This is a genomic window from Vibrio sp. V30_P3S12P165 (assembly GCF_009904905.1).
GTDB classification, from domain to species: domain Bacteria; phylum Pseudomonadota; class Gammaproteobacteria; order Enterobacterales; family Vibrionaceae; genus Vibrio; species Vibrio fujianensis.
In genome coordinates, this window is record NZ_WXWH01000030.1 from 182,803 (window position 1) to 204,162 (window position 21,360).

15 protein-coding genes and 1 riboswitch are annotated in these 21,360 nt (G+C 43.0%); of the genes, 6 read left to right on the forward strand and 9 right to left on the reverse strand.

What is annotated here, in order from left to right; all coding sequences use genetic code 11:
• Position 1 precedes the first annotated feature (1 nt).
• Positions 2-976: an alpha-L-glutamate ligase-like protein gene (locus tag CAG57_RS06490; RefSeq protein WP_099612337.1), complete on the forward strand. Its 975-nt coding sequence runs from the start codon at positions 2-4 to the stop codon at positions 974-976.
• Between the two features lie 78 nt (positions 977-1,054).
• Here CAG57_RS06490 and mukB read toward each other — a convergent pair whose 3' ends face one another.
• Genes mukB through cmoM form a run of 4 tightly spaced genes read right to left on the reverse strand, consistent with a single transcriptional unit; the run spans position 1,055 to position 8,348 of the window.
• Positions 1,055-5,515, reverse strand: coding sequence for a chromosome partition protein MukB (gene mukB, locus CAG57_RS06495; protein ID WP_161427092.1), 4,461 nt, complete (start codon positions 5,513-5,515; stop codon positions 1,055-1,057).
• Positions 5,512-6,240 (reverse strand): chromosome partition protein MukE, encoded by a 729-nt coding sequence (mukE, locus tag CAG57_RS06500; RefSeq protein WP_161427091.1) that lies wholly within the window; start codon positions 6,238-6,240, stop codon positions 5,512-5,514. Before mukE ends, mukB begins: the two co-directional genes overlap by 4 nt.
• Positions 6,221-7,558 carry a chromosome partition protein MukF gene (gene mukF, locus CAG57_RS06505; RefSeq protein WP_161427090.1) on the reverse strand — a complete coding sequence of 446 codons (1,338 nt, stop codon included), beginning with the start codon at positions 7,556-7,558 and terminating at the stop codon, positions 6,221-6,223. Before mukF ends, mukE begins: the two co-directional genes overlap by 20 nt.
• 1 nt (position 7,559) lies before the next feature.
• Entirely contained in the window at positions 7,560-8,348 is a 789-nt protein-coding gene (cmoM, locus tag CAG57_RS06510) for a tRNA uridine 5-oxyacetic acid(34) methyltransferase CmoM (RefSeq protein ID WP_099612653.1), read from the reverse strand.
• A gap of 88 nt (positions 8,349-8,436) precedes the next feature.
• Between cmoM and elyC the strand changes: the two genes are divergently transcribed.
• The 4 genes from elyC (at position 8,437) to CAG57_RS06530 (ending at position 12,504) form a co-directional block, all read left to right on the forward strand.
• Positions 8,437-9,258 (forward strand): envelope biogenesis factor ElyC, encoded by an 822-nt coding sequence (gene elyC, locus CAG57_RS06515; RefSeq protein ID WP_099612335.1) that lies wholly within the window; start codon positions 8,437-8,439, stop codon positions 9,256-9,258.
• A 419-nt stretch (positions 9,259-9,677) separates the two neighbouring features.
• Complete coding sequence (gene purR / locus CAG57_RS06520; protein WP_099612334.1) at positions 9,678-10,688, forward strand: HTH-type transcriptional repressor PurR; 1,011 nt, start codon at positions 9,678-9,680, stop codon at positions 10,686-10,688.
• A 139-nt stretch (positions 10,689-10,827) separates the two neighbouring features.
• Positions 10,828-10,912: riboswitch (cyclic di-GMP riboswitch) on the forward strand.
• 114 nt (positions 10,913-11,026) lie between these two features.
• Entirely contained in the window at positions 11,027-11,617 is a 591-nt protein-coding gene (locus tag CAG57_RS06525; RefSeq protein WP_161427088.1) for a TfoX/Sxy family DNA transformation protein, read from the forward strand.
• Positions 11,618-11,820: 203 nt separating this feature from the next.
• The gene (locus CAG57_RS06530) at positions 11,821-12,504 is read left to right on the forward strand and encodes a TVP38/TMEM64 family protein (protein ID WP_161427087.1); all 684 of its coding nucleotides are present in this window, start codon (positions 11,821-11,823) and stop codon (positions 12,502-12,504) included.
• Here the strand turns inward: CAG57_RS06530 and CAG57_RS06535 are convergent.
• From CAG57_RS06535 to topA, 4 genes are all read right to left on the reverse strand, one after another.
• A complete protein-coding gene (locus CAG57_RS06535) occupies positions 12,501-13,298 on the reverse strand; it encodes an alpha/beta fold hydrolase (protein ID WP_099612331.1) in 798 nt (265 codons plus the stop codon). The two genes, CAG57_RS06530 and CAG57_RS06535, sit on opposite strands and share 4 nt — an antisense overlap.
• A gap of 160 nt (positions 13,299-13,458) precedes the next feature.
• The gene (gene glgA, locus CAG57_RS06540; protein ID WP_099612652.1) at positions 13,459-14,907 is read right to left on the reverse strand and encodes a glycogen synthase GlgA; all 1,449 of its coding nucleotides are present in this window, start codon (positions 14,905-14,907) and stop codon (positions 13,459-13,461) included.
• 10 nt (positions 14,908-14,917) lie between these two features.
• A complete protein-coding gene (gene glgC, locus CAG57_RS06545; protein ID WP_161427098.1) occupies positions 14,918-16,147 on the reverse strand; it encodes a glucose-1-phosphate adenylyltransferase in 1,230 nt (409 codons plus the stop codon).
• Between the two features lie 621 nt (positions 16,148-16,768).
• Entirely contained in the window at positions 16,769-19,399 is a 2,631-nt protein-coding gene (gene topA, locus CAG57_RS06550) for a type I DNA topoisomerase (RefSeq protein WP_161428182.1), read from the reverse strand.
• A 334-nt stretch (positions 19,400-19,733) separates the two neighbouring features.
• Here topA and CAG57_RS06555 point away from each other — a divergent pair, with 334 nt between their 5' ends.
• Entirely contained in the window at positions 19,734-19,982 is a 249-nt protein-coding gene (locus CAG57_RS06555) for a YciN family protein (protein WP_099612329.1), read from the forward strand.
• Between the two features lie 32 nt (positions 19,983-20,014).
• Here CAG57_RS06555 and aroA read toward each other — a convergent pair whose 3' ends face one another.
• Entirely contained in the window at positions 20,015-21,295 is a 1,281-nt protein-coding gene (gene aroA, locus CAG57_RS06560) for a 3-phosphoshikimate 1-carboxyvinyltransferase (protein ID WP_161427500.1), read from the reverse strand.
• Positions 21,296-21,360: the final 65 nt, after the last annotated feature.

A 21,360-nucleotide genomic window follows, 5' to 3' on the forward strand; every position in this document is an offset into this window, starting at 1 on the left:
GATGTTTCTCTCTCTTTCTGAGTACACCTCCCCTTTCAAATTGCGCCGCAAAGGGATCATGGGGATGAACAAACGTAACCACAGTTATATCGGCCGTTATAATGACCGCTCTAAATACCCCTTGGTTGACGATAAACTGCAAACAAAATTAATTGCTCAACGAGCAGGCTGTACGGTGCCTAAATTAATTGGTGTGATCAGCAACCAAGGTGATGTAAAACGAATTCATAGCATGGTTGAGCACTGGCCTGGTTTTGTTATTAAGCCAGCTCGTGGTAGTGGGGGAAAGGGAATTTTAGTCATTAGTTCTCATCAAAATGGGCTATATACCAAACCATCCGGTTCAACCATTACTAAAGAAGATGTTGAAAGGCACATCAGCAACGCTTTAGCTGGATTATTCTCATTAGGCGGTAAAAATGACGTTGCCGTGATAGAAAACCTAATCAAGTTTGACGATTGCTTTGATGGCTTTAGCTATGAAGGCGTACCTGATGTACGAATTATCGTTTTTAAAGGTTATCCCGTTATGGCGATGATGCGTTTATCGACTTCAGCCTCCGATGGAAAAGCAAACCTGCACCAAGGAGCGGTCGGGGTTGGAATGGATATCGCTACCGGTAAGGCTGTGCGTGCCGTTCAGTTTAACCGTCCAGTCACCCATCATCCGGATACCGGCAAAGATCTTTCAACCCTGACCGTACCACATTGGGAACGGCTTTTAACCTTAGCGTCCAGTGCATGGGAAATGACCGGGCTTGGTTACTTAGGGACAGATATGGTACTCGACAAAGAAGAAGGCCCCATGGTGCTCGAACTCAATGCTCGTCCGGGGCTAGCCATTCAAACCGCCAATGGTGCTGGTTTGCTTCCTCGTCTCCAACATATTGAAAATTTAGGTTCATCATTGATTTATCCGACCCCAGCTGAACGGGTAGCTTATGCGGCAAAACAGTTTGGTAACCCAGAAAAATAAGTGACCAAACCGCTAATCTATTTCTGCCGATACAAAAACGCCTTCATATCGAAGGCGTTTTATGATCAAAGCGAACCGTTAATTTAACGCTTCAGCCAATTGTTGCGCTTCACTTTTTACTTGCTCTTGATTTGCAAAACCACGTAAACCTACCACATGGACATGTTCGTGATCTTTAAAGACTTTACGAACAAGCTTGTAAGTTGTGCCCTTCTCTGGGCTAATATTTTCCGGCGCGGCGATCAACAATTGCATATCCAAACGCTCACAAAGCTCAAATAAGGTAGCGATTGACTTTGCATCCAAACGTGCTGCTTCATCTAAGAAAAGCAAGCGACAGGGAACAATATCTTTACTGCGTAAACGACGAGATTCTTCTTCCCAGCTTTGTATCACCATCAGCAGGATCGATTGCCCCGTACCAATAGCTTCACCAGTAGACAATGCGCCAGACTCGGCTTGTAGCCAACCATCGGAGCCACGGTTCACTTCAACACTTAGCTCAAGATAATTACGATAATCCAGCAGCTCCTCCCCCAGCACCTGAGGTGAACGCTGTCCCATATCAATGTGTGGGTTGACTCGTTGGAACAGTTTCGCCATTGCTTCAGAGAAAGTATAACGAGTGCTTTCAAACAGGTCTTTATGCTGCGTTTGTTGCTCAGCTAGCCCACTGAGCAAAATTTCATGACTTTCACGCACTTTGACGTTAAGACGAACGCCTTTCACTTGACCAAAGGCAATATTCGATAGCCCTTGGTTAAGCATGCGAATACGATTTTGCTCACGTTGAATCGTCTTACGGATAATACTAGCAACAGAATCAGAGCTGATCGCCAAGCGATTTTCTCGCTGAGTCAGTTCTTCTGTTAGACGAGCAAGCTCAACCTCCATTTCCTCAATCGCTTCAACTGGATCATCTGTTCGAATGATATCTTGACGAATACGTTCCCGTAGATGCTGATAAACAGCAATATAAAACAGCACCTTACGTTCAGGATGTGCATTATCTTCTGATAAGCGTAACGCATCGCGTAATTCTTCATTATTAGCAACCGCTAAACGCAAAGCCCCTAGTGACTTATCCGACATCGAACGGAGTTCACTGGCTGATAAATACGCCAGTTCACGCTTATGTAAACGACGTTCGACATCATTTTCACGCGCCAGGCGCAATACTGAACACCAACCCGCTTTTGCATTCACCACCAAGGTACGCAGGTCTCGATATTCTTTTTCCAATTTTTTCAGTCGCTTAACTAACGACTTCATTTCCATTTCGGTCGAGGTGATCGTTCGCTCATATTCACTCCGACGACCACGAGAGCTATGTAAACGTTCATGCAGATCATCACGACGTTGCAAAGCACGACTTAATGCGCTCTCATCGGCCTGAACCCCAAATTCTTGTAGCTCTTGCTTAAATTCCTGTACTGTTTCCAGCTTGGCTTGATGAGAGCTTTTTAAAGACGCCAAGACTTGATGATACTGACTCAACTGAGTTTGTGCTTGCTTTAATTCATCGCGACGACGGTTTCGAATGCTTTCCGCTTGTATGAGTTTCCCTTTTAACTGCTCACTTAACTCACTACTCTGGCTAAGTAGATGAACAGAGTCAGAGTAAGAAAAATGCTGGCGACGCTCATAGAGATCAGACAGAGCAAAGATCTGACTTTTTAAGCTTTGCAGCACCTGATCCGCTTGTTGATATTGCTGCTCGAGTGCATCAAACTGCTCTGGATCCAGCTCTAGAGCAGAAGCCAGCGCCTGTAACTGTTCAACCGTTTGACGATGCTGAGCAAGAAAGACCTTCGCTTGGCTCAGATGCTCCAATTTATCATTCAGTACAGTTAAGCGCTCCTGCAAGGTATTTTCAGCCAGCAGACGCCAATTCGGAGCAATACTATCGAGTGTCGATAAGGCTTGTTTACTCAATTGGCGTTGGCTGCGTTGTTGCAGCTCTTGATTTTCCAGCTCAGTTAGCTGACGAAGTACCTGATTGCGTTTTTCACGTGCCATCAATAATGCTTGCTCAGGATCATCTTCAAATGCGCACTGTAAATGCTCAGCCACAAAAAGGTTAAAACTGCTGTATAAACGTTGCAGTTTTTGCGAATCAAAAGCCGATTTGGCATGCACTTCAACAATCTCTTCTCGTTCTAAACGAAGTTGCTCTAAACGTTGCTCACGAGCAGCTCGCCCAAATAAAGGGATCTCTGGAAAACGAGAATAGCGCATTTGTCGATCATTTAACTGAACACAAACCGCCCCGGCTAACTCTTCAACATCAATCGAACTGTCATCAAAGGCATCGATATCCCCTTCGATTAAATAGAGATCTTCAGGACAATCATCCAGCTCAACCAACTTCTCTTTTATGCCAGATAAATCAGAGACCACGATCGCATGCCGAGCAGGGCCATACATCGCACTAAAATAAGGCGCATCCTCCAGAGTAATATCATCATAAATTTCAGACAATAAAACGCCACCTAGTGTATCGGCCAACCCTTTCAAACGAGGATCGTTTGAACCGCCCGGTGAAGCAAGCCGCTCAATTTCGCTATCAAGTAAGGCTCGACGCTGAGCCAGTTTGTCCTTCTCCAGCGATTGTACTTTTTCACGCTCTAGCAGCGATTGCATCTCCCGCATGACAGACTGGCGGTCATTTAACTCAGCACCACTTTGTTCGCGTAAAATTGCTAAAGCATCATTGGCTTGAATCCATGCTGGAGCAATGCTTTCACAACGGGCAATATCAGAGTGTAGTTCTTGCTCAAGGCGACGTTGCTGACTTCTCTGCTCACGTAGCGTTTCTTGGCTCTGCTCCAAACTCTCTAACAACGCTTGGTGGCGTTCACGCTCTAACTCAAGGCTATCTTCTTCACTCAGAAGAACCTGATGGTGCTTGTAATAGTCATTGACTTGCTGCTGTACAAGGTTTTGCTGTTCAATTCGATGGTGCAGATCTCGCTGTTGCTCCAACCACGACTGTTCATTTTGTACTACCTGTTGAGCATCTTGTGCTTGACGTAAAATAGTTTTCGCATGTTCAGCCGCTTGGCTACGGTCGACGTCTCCCACCACGCTTTTCACTAAACTCAGCGCTCGTTCAAACTGCTCAGCCGCCGCTGATGACATATCCAATTTGTGTTTTACTGATAATAGCTCGCTGGTTTTTTGCTCTTGCTGGGCATTCAGCTCACTGATTCGCGCATGAGCAACTTCTGCGGAGAGAGTGGGATCATTAAGCTGCTGGCGAGCTTTGTCGAGGGCTTGTAACGCTTGTTGGTATTGCAAAGCGCGGGTCTGTTGTACATCAAGCGCTTGTTGATAATCAGCCAATTGCGTTTTCAGGCTATCGACTTCTTCCTCGGCCATCGTCGCTTGTTCTTCCGCCAACATGACACGTTCTTGCGCTTCTTCGACCACCATTAACTGCTCTTCAAGACGAATACTGAGCTCTTCTAAATCCTCTTGATAACGAGCAATTTTTTCTTGCTGTCGCAGGGCATTTTGCATCAGTTGTAAATGATCAGAAGCGCCTTGGTAATCTTGCTCTAGTGCAGACTCTTGTTCAGCCAGCATTTCTAACTCTTCATGAACACGATTAAGTAACTGGTTTTGCTCAATTAAGGTTTCACGAGCGGTAAAAAGCTCTTGGCGCAGCGACAAGGTTTGCTCAACGTTAATACGACGCTCATTCGCGTGGCGCATATAGTCAGCAGCAACATATTGGGTTGACTCAGCAATTAGATGTTTGAACAGATCTCGATCTGCTTGCGTGTTTTTAATGGCTTCTAAAGTCATGCGATTTTCACGCAATGCCGATTCCATATCTTGGAACGCTTTTTTCACTCCGCCATTTTGTGGCAATAAATAATCACGCAATGAGCGGGTAATCGCGCTGGAAATACCGCCATATAACGAGGCTTCAATCAAGCGGTAAAATTTGGAACGGTCACTGCTATTTCGCAGTTTTTTAGGCACCACGCCTGATTCAAACATCTGACTGTGGTAATCCACAATCGAAGCAAATGGTTTGAAATGTGCCCCTTCGATACGACTCAGGGCTTCTTTCACTTCATTGAGCTGACGAACACGAGCATGATGATCTGAAACACTTTCTACCAAAATATCCGTCGGTTTGATATGGCTAGGTAGGCCTTGAATAACAAAGGGTTTAATATCAACTTTCTTATCTCGCCCAGCCACTTGCTGAAGTTTGACCGCAAACAAGAAACGTTGATGACGTGAATTCACCACATCAAGTGCCGCATAACAAGCTCCCGGCTGCAATTTACCATACAGTCCTTTATCACGAGAGGCTTGTGAGCTCCCCGCTTCCGTTGTATTACGAAAGTGCAGTAAGCTTTGGTCAGGAATTAATGCGGTGATAAACGCCGCCATTGTGGTCGATTTGCCTGCGCCATTACCACCAGATAATGTGGTCACTAAATTATCGATATCAAAAGTTCGGGCAAAGAAGCCATTCCAGTTGATCATGGTGAGTGATTGATATTTACCTCTTTCAATCATGCTTCATCTTCCCATACTTCATCTTGTTCATGTTGTGGTTGCAATTCAACTTCATCAGTTAATAAGCTTGGTTGGTTAGGCTCTTGGTTATGGACGACCGCCTCACCATCGCGGATCAAACGTAATTGTGCTTGACGCATATCATCCCCTACTCGCACATCGGCCCCAAAACGGAAAACCGCCTCGGTAATACGAAACTTGGTTGTCTCGCCGATATGAATAAGCATACCCAAACGACGTAATCGACGTAACGAAGAGCGAACTTTTTCAAACAATTTTTCTTTATCTAAATCTGAACCTGTGGCACGGTGAGTGACCAATTTCATCAGTTTTTTCTCATCAACTAATGAGAGCAGTTCTTCATACAACTCTTGGTTGGTAAAAATGCCTTCGTGCGCCAACCGCTCAGGGCTTAAATAGAGAAAACAAAGGACTTTACCCACCAGCATATCCAGTTCAGATAGCACGCTGCGGTTAATCAAGGAGGTTGAACGCGGCCGAAGATAGAAAAAACCTTCTGGCGCACGAACTAACTCCGTATTATAACGTTGGTAAAATAATGCCAACTCAGGTTCAAAATCGGATAAGAAAGCATGGTTATCTAGATCATCACTAGACACATGCCGCCCTGCGCGCAATTGGCTATCTAAAGCCGGGAAAAGCGGATTCACTATCGCTTTGGCCAGTTGCTCTGGCATATATTCATTAATATCGGTCGATGACATTTGCTTGTACCTTTGCCCCAAATTCGTTAATGGCTTGCCAGTTTGGTTGAACGGCTCGGTAATCCGATTCAGAATAACCGAGACGCACGGCTTGATCGACGACGATTCTAGCCAGATCAAAGTGCTGTGTACGCGGATGTGAAGCGAGGTAATCACGTAACACGATACCTAAATCGATGGGTAACTGCTGTTCTTTATGAGCTTTAAGCATATGGCCAATACGCTCTGAAATTGCGTCGTGCACTTGCTGAAACTCTTCATATTCCACGTCCATTGGCCGCTGCCCTGTCACCTCATCATCTCGGAGCACTAATGCTTCATCACGCAGATCGGATAAGCGTTCTGCCTCTGCAAATGTTAATAACCATGGCTGGGTAAAATAATCATTCATTGACTGACGAAGACGTTGACTGAAGGCTCGATTTTGATCCATATCAATGGCCGTTCGGATAAATTTATGCACATGTCGGTCATAACCTATCCATAAATCAATCGCTTGTTGGCCCCAATTGATGATGCGATCCAACTTCATTTGCAGTGAAAATAGCACTTCTTCAATAAATTCAAGTTCAGGATCGCCATAAATTTTTTCTTGAATATCGAGAATCTGGGTTTGCAGTTCATCTCCTGCAGCCTGCAAGGTATCTTGCAGTTCTCGCAGTGTCGATGAGGTTTCTGATAATAAACGTTCACACTGTTGAATGGCGTCTCGCCAATCTTGATTGAGCAGGTCAGCAATTTGCTGTTTTACCGATTGCTGCTGTTCATCCAAAACGCGTTGGTTAAGATCAATGCGATCAAAAATCTCTCCGACAGAGTATTTCAGTACGCCATACACGTTTTTTTTCCAGTGCTCTGTTGTACCGCCCTTCTGAGCAGATTCAGCCGCTTTCGCCATTTCATCGGCGACCATCGAAAGCTGAATCGAGAGCTTTAATTTGGAAAACTCACGATGACGAAGGTAGTAGTCAGTGATCCCCATTGCAAGTGGTGAAAGACGATAGATACTCATTCCTTCTGTCACTTCGCTAGTAAATCGACTGATCAAGCGCTGTTTGACTAATTCATTAATGGCATTATTTGCTCGAAAAGCCGAAGGCTCCCCCGTATCCGTAAATAGTCGAGTTACAATGGCAAAAGCATCATGCAACTCGCCTTCACCAAGCTCTTCATCAAACCGTTCATGGCTCAACACGGCAATGGCAATTAAAAAAGCTAACCGCTCTGCACTGAGGTTCAAGGAGAAATCATGCTGCTTAACCCAACTCACCAATTCATCAATGGGCTGCTCTGCAGCGTTTTGAGTTAATTCACTCATGTTATACCTGTTCTTTTTTCTTAGCCCAAACATGGATATAGCGACCTAATGATAGATAAGGTTCTTGACGGCAATAATGTCGTTCCAGAGCCAAAAGATCTTCATATTGATATTCACCCATATTTTGCATGTTACCAATATAGTCACTAAAACAGCGAATACCGGATTTTCCACAAATTTCAAATCCGGCTTGTTCAATCCACTGATAAACGTCGGTCGGCAATAAACCTTGTTGAGGCTGAAGTTTAAAACGTTTGCGGTGGGGCATTCCCGCTAGAATATGAGGAATATTGCCACACACTGCATTTTTGTACACCAAGCCATGTTGGTTATAAAACATAATCGATGCCATTCCACCCACTCGCACTTGGTTCAACAAATGGTGCAATGCCTGTTGAGGATCTGCCAACCATTCCATGACTGCATGGAACATCACGATGTCGACAGGTGCTGGTAAATGTTTATCGATCGCTTGGACAGGGGTATGTACAAAGCAATACCGTTCAAGTAAACCGTTCTGAATAACCGCCTGTTTTGCCAAATGCAACATTTCAGAAGAAAGATCGCATAGAGTGACATTGTGACCAAATTTCGCTAATCTTTGTGACATCTGTGCCAAACCACCGCCCGCGTCTAAAATGTGCAACGGAGCTTGTGCTTCATCGAAATGGGTAAGTAGACTCATGAGGTCTTGCCAAACAATTACTTGGCGAATCTCACCTTTGTCAGAACCATAAATGTTTTTTGCAAATTTGTGGGCAATATCGTCGAAATTACGGTCTTCTGTCACTGTGGCTTGAGCTATGATAATCAATCGTGCTGCTATTCTGTCATAGGAATGGCAGGAATAAAGAATCTTTCGCTGATTTTACTATCAAGTGCTGTTTTTTCGGACTATTTTGTTTATGTTTGAGCTGAAAAAAATCGTTTCCTCGCTTCTGATGCCTTTGCCAGCACTGCTGATCATTGGTTTTGTCGGTTTAATGTTAATCATGTTTACCGCCAAACGTAAAACAGGCTGTCTTGTGGTGCTCTTTGCATTGAGCGGTCTGTTTTTAATTGCCTTTCAACCCCTTTCTAGCCGCCTCTTAATGCCTTTAGAGCGTCAATACAGCGCGTTTCTGCCCGTCGACGGTTCCGTTGATTATGTGATGGTGCTTGGCAATGGCCATGTTGTGGATGGTACGATTCCACCCACCTCGGAGTTAACTCGAACGGCATTGATGCGCTTAACGGAAGGCATCCGTATTTTACACATGTACCCTGGCGCTAAGCTGATTTTATCAGGCTATGCCGGTGGTACTGAATTTAGCCATGCGAGAATGCTCGCCAAGGTGGCTCTCGCGCTTGGTGTGTCAAAATCTGATATTATTTTACTGGAAACCGCACAAGATACTTGGGAAGAAGCGCGGCAAGCTGCTGCTTTTGTTCAGCATAAAAAACTGGTTCTTGTCACTTCTGCAAGTCATATGGCACGAGCGATGAATGAATTTCACTCTGTTGGACTCACGCCTATCCCTGCTCCGACCAACTACCTAGCCCAAACGAAGGTGAGTCAAGCTTGGGATAAATACATTCCCAAAGCCAAATATCTAGAACAAACAGAGCGCTATTGGTTTGAAACGATGGGACTGATGTGGCAATCAATGCGAGATTGGGTCAGTCAGCATAACAACGCTGAACTCAGTGATACTCAATAACCAATAAACCAGCAAATCAAGATACACGGCTCTTGCTCACAAATTGCTACGTTTACTGACAATTTTGTATGGTTATAATGCATATTTAAGCTAAATTTCATTGCGGGTTGAGTCGTTGCAGTCTAAAATCTTGCTCGCTACTGACAAGATGAATGTAAAAATCAAGCCGCTATTTAACAGCGGTTTTTGTTTTTTTATTACTTTTAGGCTAATTAAAGCCGGTGCCCAAATCATGAAGCGTTATCGTCAAGCAACAGGCAAAATGGCTATTTTTCTCAGCCAGTATCATAAAATCAACATCGCCTATCGCATCATAACGCCGAATGCCCCTATCAGAGGGAAGCCTGGGTATAACTACTGCTGCACTCAATGAAGTGAAAGCCTATGCCGGCTCCAGCAGTCATTGATAGGATAAATTTATGGCTACGATTAAAGACGTTGCACGCTTAGCGGGTGTATCCACAACGACCGTATCTCATGTGATCAACAAAACCCGTTTTGTTGCAGAAACGACACAAGAAAAAGTACTCGAAGCAGTTAAGCAACTGAACTACGCACCAAGCGCGGTGGCAAGGAGCTTAAAATGCAACACAACACGTACAATTGGTATGCTCGTCACGCAATCAACCAATCTTTTCTTTTCTGAAGTGATTGATGGGGTTGAAAGTTATTGCTACCGCCAAGGGTATACATTGATTTTATGTAATACCGGTGGGATTTATGAAAAACAACGTGACTACATTCGCATGTTGGCAGAAAAACGTGTCGATGGCATGTTGGTCATGTGCTCTGACTTAACAGAAGAGTTACTGGAAATGCTCGAAAGCCACCCAGACATTCCTAAAGTCATTATGGATTGGGGGCCAGAAACATCTCAAGCGGATAAGATCATTGATAACTCAGAAGAAGGGGGTTATCTCGCAACGAAGTATCTGATTGAGAAAGGGCATAAAGCTATCGCTTGTCTTAGTGGTCATTTTGTCAAAGCCGCTTGCCAAGAACGGATTACTGGATTTCGTCGTGCCATGGCCGAAGCGAACCTTCCCGTTAATGATGATTGGATTTTAGAAGGTAACTTTGAATGTGATACCGCCGTTTTAGCGGCCGATAAAATTCTCGCCATGGATACTCGCCCAACCGCTGTATTTTGTTTTAATGATACGATGGCACTTGGCTTAATCAGCCGTTTACAACAACGTGGAGTTAGAGTTCCTGACGACATGTCCATTATCGGATACGATAATATTGAACTTGCTGAATATTTTTCGCCACCATTAACTACCATTCACCAGCCCAAACGCCGAGTCGGTAAAAATGCCTTTGAAATACTGCTGGAACGAATTAAAGATAAAGAACACGAACGCCGTACATTTGAAATGCATCCAGAAATTGTTGAACGCGATACGGTACGAGACTTAACCAAAAAATGATGGATAAGCGTAACTAAACCGATTAAAATCACTAAAAATCGAACCAGAGTCACATTTTCAAAAAAATGAAAAGTGACAACGGTTCAGTTTTAATGACTTTATCATCCGTATTCTGAGGTAATACTCGGAATACAGTATGTCACGCACAGGGCAAACCATCTGAAAGGGTGGGACGCAAAGCCTCCGGCCTAAACCCGAATGTGGTAGGTAGCGGGGTTGCCGATGGCTAAACTGCATAGACAGGAAGTTAACTTCTTATTGACATCTTTTAGCAGTTTTTTGCTAGTCTCTCGGACCTGATTTGGTGGCGAATTAGTTAATACACCGAGATTTACAACATGGATAAACCCGTATTAAAAGACTCAATGCGACTTTTTGAGCCACTTGGCCGTATCAAATCGCGTTCAATGTTTGGTGGTTTTGGCATTTTTACTAATGACACGATGTTTGCGTTAGTGGTTAATAACCAACTGCATATACGAGCAAACGATAAATTAGCCGCCAAATTTAAACAACAAGGTTATCAACCCTATGTGTATACAAAAAAAGGGTTCCCCGTTGTGACCAAATATTATGCTTTTCCTGAAACGAGCTGGTCAGATCCGCAATTCATCTTATCTGAGGCACAATCCGCTTTAAAAATTGCTCAACTTGAACGAGACAACCAAGAGCAATCAAAACCAGAACGGCTGAAAGATTTACCAAATTTACGACTAGCCACTGAGCGCATGTTGAAAAAAGCCGGCATCAACTCCGTTGAACAACTGCATCAACAAGGCGCACTAGCTGCTTATCAAGCGATACAACAAAGCCATTCCAGCGAAGTTAGCCTAGAGCTATTGTGGGCATTAGAAGGCGCAATTGAAAGAAAGCACTGGTCAGTCATTCCGCTTTCGCGACGCGAGGAACTTATTAAGCGTTTATCTTAAAAACACTCTCTTCATGCTTTTCAGCACTCAAACAATAATTAGTCCCTCAGCGAGTTGTATACCCAACCAACTTGCGTAGGGCTAATTATTGTCATGGTTTAACCTAAATCACACGATACCCAAATATGTTCTATTCTGTATCCATTGGATAACGCTAAATTTTGCCACTAATTAAATTTTTCCACTATAGTATAGGCCGCTCAATGACCCGAAAAATGCTGGTTGGATTGATACTACTTGCGATAGTGATCTTGCTCACTGTCAATTTACAACAATATCTCAATCTAAGCTCGATCAAACAGCACCACACTCAACTATCTCTATGGATTGATGAACATTTTGCCATCGCAGCTCTGCTCTATTTTGTTTTTTATGTCTTATTAACCGCCTTTTCCGTTCCTGGCGCGGCTGTATTTACTCTTCTTGGTGCGGCCTTATTTGGTTTTTGGATCAGTTTATTTTTAGTGTCTTTTGCCAGTACACTGGGAGCAACGATCGCCTTTTTGATTAGCCGCTATTTGCTCAAAGAATGGGTATACCGCCGCTTCTCTGATAAGTTGATTACACTCAATCATGGAATCAGTCAAGATGGTGCCTTATACCTATTTTCGTTAAGACTGATGCCTATTTTGCCTTTTTTTCTGATTAACTTATTAATGGGGCTCACCTCGATAACGACTTGGCGCTATTACTGGGTCAGCCAATTAGGTATGCTACCTGGAACGGCAGTGTATATTAATGCGGGAACTCAGTTGAGTGAAATAGATCAGCTCTCGGGGATCATATCCCCTTCTGTGTTATTTTCTTTTGTATTACTTGGCCTTTTTCCATTGCTGGCCAAATGGCTAATTAAACGATTACGCTATCAGCGGACAAAGCACCATTAATTGCTTTGCTGGTAAATAAAATCGATAGAGACTTGATTAAACAAACGCGGCTGCTCAACGTTACAGACATGGCCGCAATCAGGAATTTCTACTAATTCACTCTGCTGATGTGCTGCAACCATCTCTCTAACGGGATGAAGAAACATATAATCACACGCCCCCATTACATATAACGTAGGAATCGGTAACGCTCTTTCTTTAAAATAACGCATTAATGGATTCACTTCAGCCGTCAAGGTAAACCAGCGTTTAAACTCTTTTTGACAAAGCTTCTGGGCCTCTCTGACAAATAAGTGTCTAGATTCTTTTTGGCTTGATTGCGGCATGACAACGTATGCAAATAAGCGGTAAAGCCACATATAAGGCATGATATGTTTACTCAAGTGGCCAAGTGTCACCAAGACTTGTGAACGAATATTTAATCGAGTAACCGCTCCGCCGAGTACCATACTCTTGACACGCTCGCCAGCCAACTCTGCCATATTTCTAACAATAATCGTTCCCAGTGACATACCAACAAAGTGAGCGGACTGGATTTTGAGATGATCAAGAACACGCAAAACATCCTGCGTTACAGACTTGAAAGTATAGCGCTGAGCCAATAAATCTTTTAACAATTGATTCGACTTACCGTGCCCACGTAAATCAACCAAGAGCAAATTAAAATGCTGTTTATAGTCTTTTATCTGCTTAAACCAGATAGAAGAGCTTCCTCCTGCACCATGAACAAAAACAACCCAGTCTTTACTGGTTGGATGGGGATAAATTTTATGAAACAACAAACCTTGGGGCATGAACACCACATAAACTCAACTTACTTAGTAGAGAAGATTAGCATAATTTACCTTGTACATTTGCTCAGAGTTGTAAAAAATCATGTATAAAACATGCCGATATTGGCTCACTGACAAAGCACAGAGCGCATCAATCACGACTACGCTCAGCCTCCCTTCATTAGTAATCGAAAATTGCCGAACGATACATCTTTAAGTATTCCTGCGCTGAATCAAGCCAACTAAAGTCTTTCTGCATCGCTCTTAATTGAACCTTTAGCATTTCATCCGGATTTTGCAAATAAAATAACAAGGCTCTTTGCATCGTAATCAACAAGGCTGCCGGCGTTGGATCCTGAAAACCAAACCCTGTTGCTTGCTGAGGGTACTTATCATAGTCTTGAACGGTGTCTTTCAGCCCACCAACCTCTCGAATGATAGGCAGAGTTCCATAAGCCATACTGTATATTTGGTTTAGCCCACACGCTTCAAATTCCGATGGCATAATAAAAAAGTCTGAGCCGGCTTCAACCAAGTGAGCAAGACGATTACTATAAGCTTCAATAAAAACAAATTTGTTAGGATGGGTAGCTGCAATCTTATGTAATTTTTCAGCGATTTGAGATTCTCCCGTCCCTACGATCACCAGCTGCACTTCATTGCGCAAAAACTGATCGAGAATCGGTAGTAAATAATGGAATCCTTTTTGGTGGGTTAATCGACACACCATGCCGAACATAGGTATCGCAACTTGTGGTAATGCTAGCTCTTGCTGGAGCGCTTGCTTACTGCTTGCCTTCCCTGATTTTAAAGCATTCTCTTCTGCATGGTAAGTTTGTGGTAGATAACGATCCGTTGCTGGACTCCACTCAGAGTAATCACACCCATTGATGATTCCATGTAGATCGCGCGCACGGCGAACAAAATCGTCGACCAAACCGTGTGAACCTAATGGTGTTAACAACTCGGAAGCATAGTTAGGACTAACCGCATTAATTTTATCAGCAAAGGCAATTCCTGCTCTTAAAGTACTCACATGATCATGGCCATACTGTAAAAATTCCATTCCCGATAGATTCAATTCAGGGATAATTTCCAACTGATGATAAGAAAAAATACCTTTAAAAATAGCATTATGGACAGTTAATATGGTTTTTATGCCGCTGTAATAACCATCATCACGATAACGCGTTTTTAATAAGAAAGGGATTAATGCCGTGTGCCAATCATTCGCGTGAATAATATCCGGGTGAATGGCTAATTTAGGTAAAATATCTAAACAAGCGGCGGAAAAAAAGCCAAAACGCTCGCCATTATCGACATAGGCATGGTTCTGCTCTGCATATAAGTCTGGTCGATCAAAATATTCTTCACAATCAATCAAATAGACAGGCACCTTGTCGAGTTCAGTCAAACGAACTTGATAACGAGTATGTGGCCAATGCAATAATTCTGTTTCAAGAATAACCGGTAAATTTTGTTTTTCATCAATGGTGCGATAACCAGGTAGCACAATGGCTACCTGATGACCAAGATCCATTAAAGCCTTTGGCAGTGCCTTCGCCACATCGGCTAAGCCGCCACTTTTCACTAGTCCTTCAGCTTCTGAAACAGCGAACCAAATGTTCATTTTCTCATGATTAGAATCCAACTTTTGTCCCTTTTGCTATCACAACAATTCCTTCGTCAGAAACATGGAACCGTTGTCTATCCAGTTCTAAATCTTCACCAATAACGGTACCAGGGGCGATTTCTACATTTTTATCAATGATCGTGCGTTTAATCGTACACCCTGCACCAATTTTAACATCACCTAAAATCACCGATTCACTGATCAACGATCCATGGGCAATGTTGGTTCTGAAGCCAAGTACAGATTTATAGATTGTCGACCCTTGTACATAACTTCCTCCGGAAATTAAGCTATCTGTAATCTCCACTTTTTTCTCATCCATATCAACGAACGTGGCAGGTGGTAATGGAGGATAGTAAGTGTGTAATGGCCAACTACGGTTATATAACGAGAATGGCGCATCTTTTTGTAATAAATCCATATGAGCAGACCAGTAAGACTCTATGGTACCGACATCACGCCAGTAGGTTATTCCCTTTTCCCCTTTGATAGTATTAGTTGAGAAGTCATACACATAAACGTCACCTTGAGGAAACATTTTGGGGATGATGTCCTTGCCAAAGTCATGACTCGATTGTTCATTGGTGGCATCTTCACGCAGTTCTTTACATAGCGTTTCCGTTTCAAAGATGTAATTTCCCATTGAAACCAGAGCCCATTCTGGAGCCCCTGGAATCGATTTGGGCTGTTTAGGCTTTTCTTCAAAGCCTATCATTTTCCCATTCGTATCGACTTCAATCACACCAAATTGTGACGCTTGAGACAATGGCATGCGTAGGGCGGAAACGGTCAGTTTTGCTTCTACACGGCGATGGAACTCAAGCATTTGCCGGATATCCATCTTATAAATATGATCGGAACCGAAAATGCAAACATCATCAGCTTCAGAGATTTCGACAAAACGAAGGTTTTGATAGATAGCGTCCGCTGTACCTTCATACCAACGTTTACCATCACGCATTTGAGCTGGAATGGAATCAATAAAACGATCTCGTATACTGGAAACATTCCATCCTTTTTTCATGTGTAAATAGAGTGATTGAGATTTAAATTGTGTTAACACATAAACTCGCATTAAATCGGCATTAACGAAATTATTAAGCGCAAAGTCTATCAATCGATAGCTTCCACCAAACGGAACGGCAGGTTTTGTACGGGATTCAGTCAACGGCATCAAACGCGAACCTTCACCGCCGGCCAAAATCATTCCTAATACACCACTCATATTCTTCTCCATCATTTTCCATTGGTTTGCCGTCATGTCAAATTAGGGGGGGAATGACGACGCTTTCCTTAGTCACTGATTACATTTGTTAACCGAACTTCAGGGAAGTATAAAATGCAATCAGTTGTTTATTACTTTATCGAATTTATGTTGGAATACAAACCCCGAATACAGATTTTGTGCAGCAAGTAAGTCCGATATGTTCAACACTTCGCCTTGTTCACAAAATGAGGCGGCTTAACACCATAAACTCTAACATTTATTTCACGATTTCCATCCCAAAATAAAAAATACTCACACAAAAATAATAGAAAAATGTGACAGTTGATATAGATATATTAAAGGAGATAAATAAGAAAAAACGCTACAAAGGTAGAATATCATCGCTAAAAACTCGATTTAACTATCAATAGTGTACAATTAATAGCCATTCCCTTCCTTTAAATTTGCTCTATATCCCAACAACTGGCAGTTGCAGGTAGGCGGCAAGTAAATAAGTTCCTATGCGCATAGATAGACGCCATTAAGGTGAACGGAACGTAGCCAACACCGCTTCCGCTTCGAGTAGGGAAGGTATATTGAGAACAGTAAAAAAAGCAGCCATAGGCTGCTTTTTTACAATGAATGATTTCATTATTTGGTTTTCTTACGTTTGTCCGTAATATCCCATTGCCCTTCGTGATAAAGCGCCGTCCAACCCGACGGTTTTCCATCAATTTCAGTTCGAACATAGTGTTCTTTACTTTTACGGCTAAAACGAACAACCGTAGGGCGGCCGTCAGGATCAGCCACTGGCGCTGAGGCTAAATATTGATATTTTTCAGACAACCTTTCTTTAAAACGGACTAATTCTTCGACTAAAGGCGCACGAGTTTCTCGTGATTTAGGGAAGTTACTGGCAGCGAAAAATAGACCAGAAGCTCCATCTCTCAAAACAAAGTAAGCATCCGAGTTTTCACAAGGTAATTCTGGGAAATGAACCGGATCTTCCTTCGGTGGCGCAACTTCACCATTTTTAAGTATTTTTCGAGTGTTCTTACAGTTGTCACTCGTGCAGTCCATATATTTACCGAAACGCCCTGTTTTCAGCACCATATCAGAGCCACACTTATCACATTCAACAACGGGGCCGTCGTAACCTTTGACCTTAAACTCGCCCTCTTCCACGATATAACCTTCGCAGTTCGGGTTGTTACCACAAACATGCAACTTACGCTTACCATCAATCAGGTACGCATCCATTGCCGTTTCACAGATAGGACAGCGTTTTTTGGCACGCAATGCAGCCGTTTCGACATCCTCTTCAAGAACATTAATAATGCCCTCTTCATCGCCCAAATTAATGGTGGTTTTACACCGCTCTTTAGGGGGTAAAGCATAACCGGAACAGCCAAGGAAAACGCCGGTCGATGCAGTTCTTATTCCCATAGGACGATCACAAGTCGGGCAAAGAATATTAGTCATCACAATATGGTTCGGTTTCATTCCACCAACCGACTCATCTTGTTCTGCTTGCTCAAGATCACCGCTAAAATCAGCAAAAAAAGCATCCAATACTTTTTTCCAGTTGGCATCCCCTTCTGCGATTTGATCGAGTTTTTCTTCCATTCGTGCGGTGAAATCATAATTCATTAAATCAGCAAAACTACCATCAAGCCGATCCGTAACAATTTCACCCATTTTTTCAGCATAAAAACGGCGTTGCTCTACTTTAACGTAACCACGATCTTGAATTGTTGAGATGATCGAAGCATACGTTGAAGGGCGACCAATTCCCCGTTTTTCCAACTCTTTGACCAACGCAGCTTCGGTATAACGTGCCGGCGGCTTGGTAAAGTGCTGCTTGGGATCTAGCTTTTCAAGCGATAACCTATCACCCACTTGTACTGTTGGTAAGATTTGGTCTTCATTTTTACCTAATGGACGTTGAACCCGAGTCCAACCATCAAATTTAAGAATTCGCCCTTTCGCTTTTAAGGTAAACTCTGCCGCTTTAACACTGATCGTGGTGGAATCATATTGAGCGGGCGTCATTTGACAAGCCACAAATTGGTTCCAAATCAAGGCGTACAATTTGTGTGCATCCGCTTCCATCCCTTCCAAATCATCCGCTTTAATTTCGACACTGGAAGGACGAATTGCTTCATGCGCTTCTTGTGCTCCTTGCTTGCTTCCATACACATTTGGGCTATCCGGCAAATAGGCATGACCAAACTGTTGATCAATATACTGACGAACATTGTCTACCGCTTCAGCACTTAAGTTTGTTGAATCGGTACGCATATAGGTAATGTACCCAGCTTCATATAAGCGCTGAGCTAACATCATGGTTTTTTTTACGCCGTATCCTAAACGAGTACTGGCCGCTTGCTGTAGCGTGGACGTAATAAATGGTGCACTCGGTTTACTACTGGTGGGTTTATCTTCACGTTTACAGACTTCATAAGCCGCTTTTTGCAGGATGGAAACTGCAGCTTGTGCTTCTTGCTCATTGGTTGGCTTAAAGGGCACACCTTCTTTTTGTGCGACCAACAAACGAAAATCAGCTTGCGATTGTGTTTTTGTCTCTGCGTGAATATCCCAAAATTCTTCAGGCACAAATGCCTTAATTTCTCGTTCACGTTCAACCAACAGTTTCACCGCAACGGACTGAACTCGTCCAGCAGAGAGCCCTCGTGCCACTTTTTTCCACAGTAGAGGAGAAACCATAAAACCGACGACTCGATCCATAAATCGACGTGCTTGTTGCGCATTAACCCCATCCATGTTCAGCTCACCGGGTTGTTGGAAAGCTTGCTGAATGGCATTTTTAGTGATTTCGTTAAAAACTACCCGTTTATACCGCTTTTCATCGCCACCGATGATCTCACGAAGGTGCCAAGCGATGGCTTCTCCCTCGCGATCCAAATCGGTTGCGAGATATACGCAATCGGCGTCTTTGGCGAGCTTTTGCAGTTCATTTACCACTTTTTCTTTGCCAGGAAGAATTTGATAATTGGCTTCCCAGCCATGAAAAGGATCAATACCCATTTTTTTTATTAGGGCGTTACGCTCTTTCTCTTTTTTTAAGCGTTCTTTTTCTTCTACAGTCAGTTGTTTATTCGCTGTAGATGGAGTCTTTTTGGTCCCGGTACTACTTTGACCAGCAGTAGGCAGATCGCGTACATGACCGACACTAGACTTTACGATAAAGTCTTTACCAAGGTATTTATTGATGGTTTTAGCCTTGGCTGGTGACTCCACTATAACAAGTGATTTACCCATAATTGACTCAAATGCCCTTAATCACGATGCGAAAAATAAATCGCATGATGTTCTAAAATATTGCTTCTTTTTTTACTATCGAGCCAGACAAGCAGAAGATCAACTTGTTTTTATAAAAAAGCACTTATTTGCTCGACAAATCGACGAAAACTCGTTCCGAGCTTGAAAACCGCACATACTAATCAGAGTCTGATCTAGATGCGACAGAAAAAAAGCAAAACATGGAGCAAATCACAAAATAGTATGATTACAGAATCTTAGTTTTCCTGTTTTTGATCATGGCTTTTACGTGTCACAATCATACACTATGTCCAAAACATCATGGGAATAAAACATGAGCGATAAAAAATCCATTAGTCAATTTGATTTATTGCTGATTGCCAATCAGCTTATTCAAGAACACGAACAGTATATCGAAGGAATGCGCGCAGAAAGCGTGGAAGAAAAAGATCAGGTTTTGGTTTTTAAAGGCCCTTATTTTTTGAATGACGACGGACTACCTACTGAGAAAACAACGGCGGTATTTAATATGTTTAAATATTTAGCTCATCATCTTTCTAAAGAGTTTTCGTTACAAAAATAATCAAAGCCTCAGACGAGGCTTTAATTTTCAACTCAATGACTGATCTGGGAAAATTTTTCGAAATAATCAGGGAAGGTTTTCGAGGTGCATTTGGGATCATTAATCGTCACCGAACTATCACTCAAAGCAACTAATGAAAAACACATCGCGATGCGATGATCATCGTAAGTATCAATCATTGCATGGCGAAATGCTGTAGGCGGTGTAATGATGATGTAATCCTCACCCTCTTCCACAGTTGCCCCGACTTTACGCAGCTCTGTCGCCATCGCCGTTAAGCGATCCGTTTCTTTCACTCGCCAGTTATAAACATTACGAATGGCTGTTGTACCTTTGGCAAATAACGCCGTCGTAGCGATGGTCATTGCTGCATCGGGAATCGCGTTAAAATCAAGATCAACACCGTTGAGCTCTTTTCGGCGAGCGATCACATAATCGTCCCCCCATTCAATCTCCGCCCCCATTTTTTCTAAGGCGTCAGCAAAATGAACATCACCTTGGATGCTATTTTTACCAATCCCCGTCACTTTAACTTCACCGCCTTTAATCGCAGCGGCCGCTAAAAAATAAGAAGCCGAAGAGGCATCACCTTCAACCAAAAAATGCCCTGGGGAAACATAAGATTGACCTGCTGGGATCACAAATTGTCGGTAATCGTGGTTGATCACTTGGACACCAAATTGCTGCATGATGTGTAAGGTAATATCAATATAAGGTTTAGAAACTAGCTCACCTTCAATATTAATAATAACCTCTCCGTCAGCTAAGGGAGCTGACATTAAAAATGCCGTCAAAAATTGGCTAGAAATGGATCCGTCAATCGATACCGCTCCAGCATTTAAGCCGGTGCCACGAATACGCAGGGGAGGATATTGTTCATTTTCCAAATAGTCAATCTGAGCCCCCGCTTGACGTAAGGCATGGACTAAATGACCAATCGGACGCTCCTTCATTCTGGGTTCACCTGTCAAAGTAAACGCTCCTCGCCCTAGACAAAGTGCAGCCGCTAGCGGGCGCATTGCTGTGCCAGCATTACCTAAAAAAAGCTCTAACGGTTGTGAATGCTCAAACGGTTGTCCTAACCCTTCTATTTCACATTCTGTTTTATCTTCCGAAAGACGGTACACAACACCTAGCTGATTTAGTGCATTCAGCATATGGCGAATGTCGTCACTATCGAGTAAATTGGTCAAGCGAGTGGTACCACGGGCTAATGCTGCTAAAAGAAGCGCTCGGTTCGACACGCTTTTTGAACCGGGAAGGTTCACTTCACCATTAATTTTGGTAATTGATTTTAACGTAAGGCTTTCCATTAAAGTTGTGTTTCCTTGCACTGCCACTATGCCTATTTTTATCTAGCGCAGTAAAATTCTTGGTA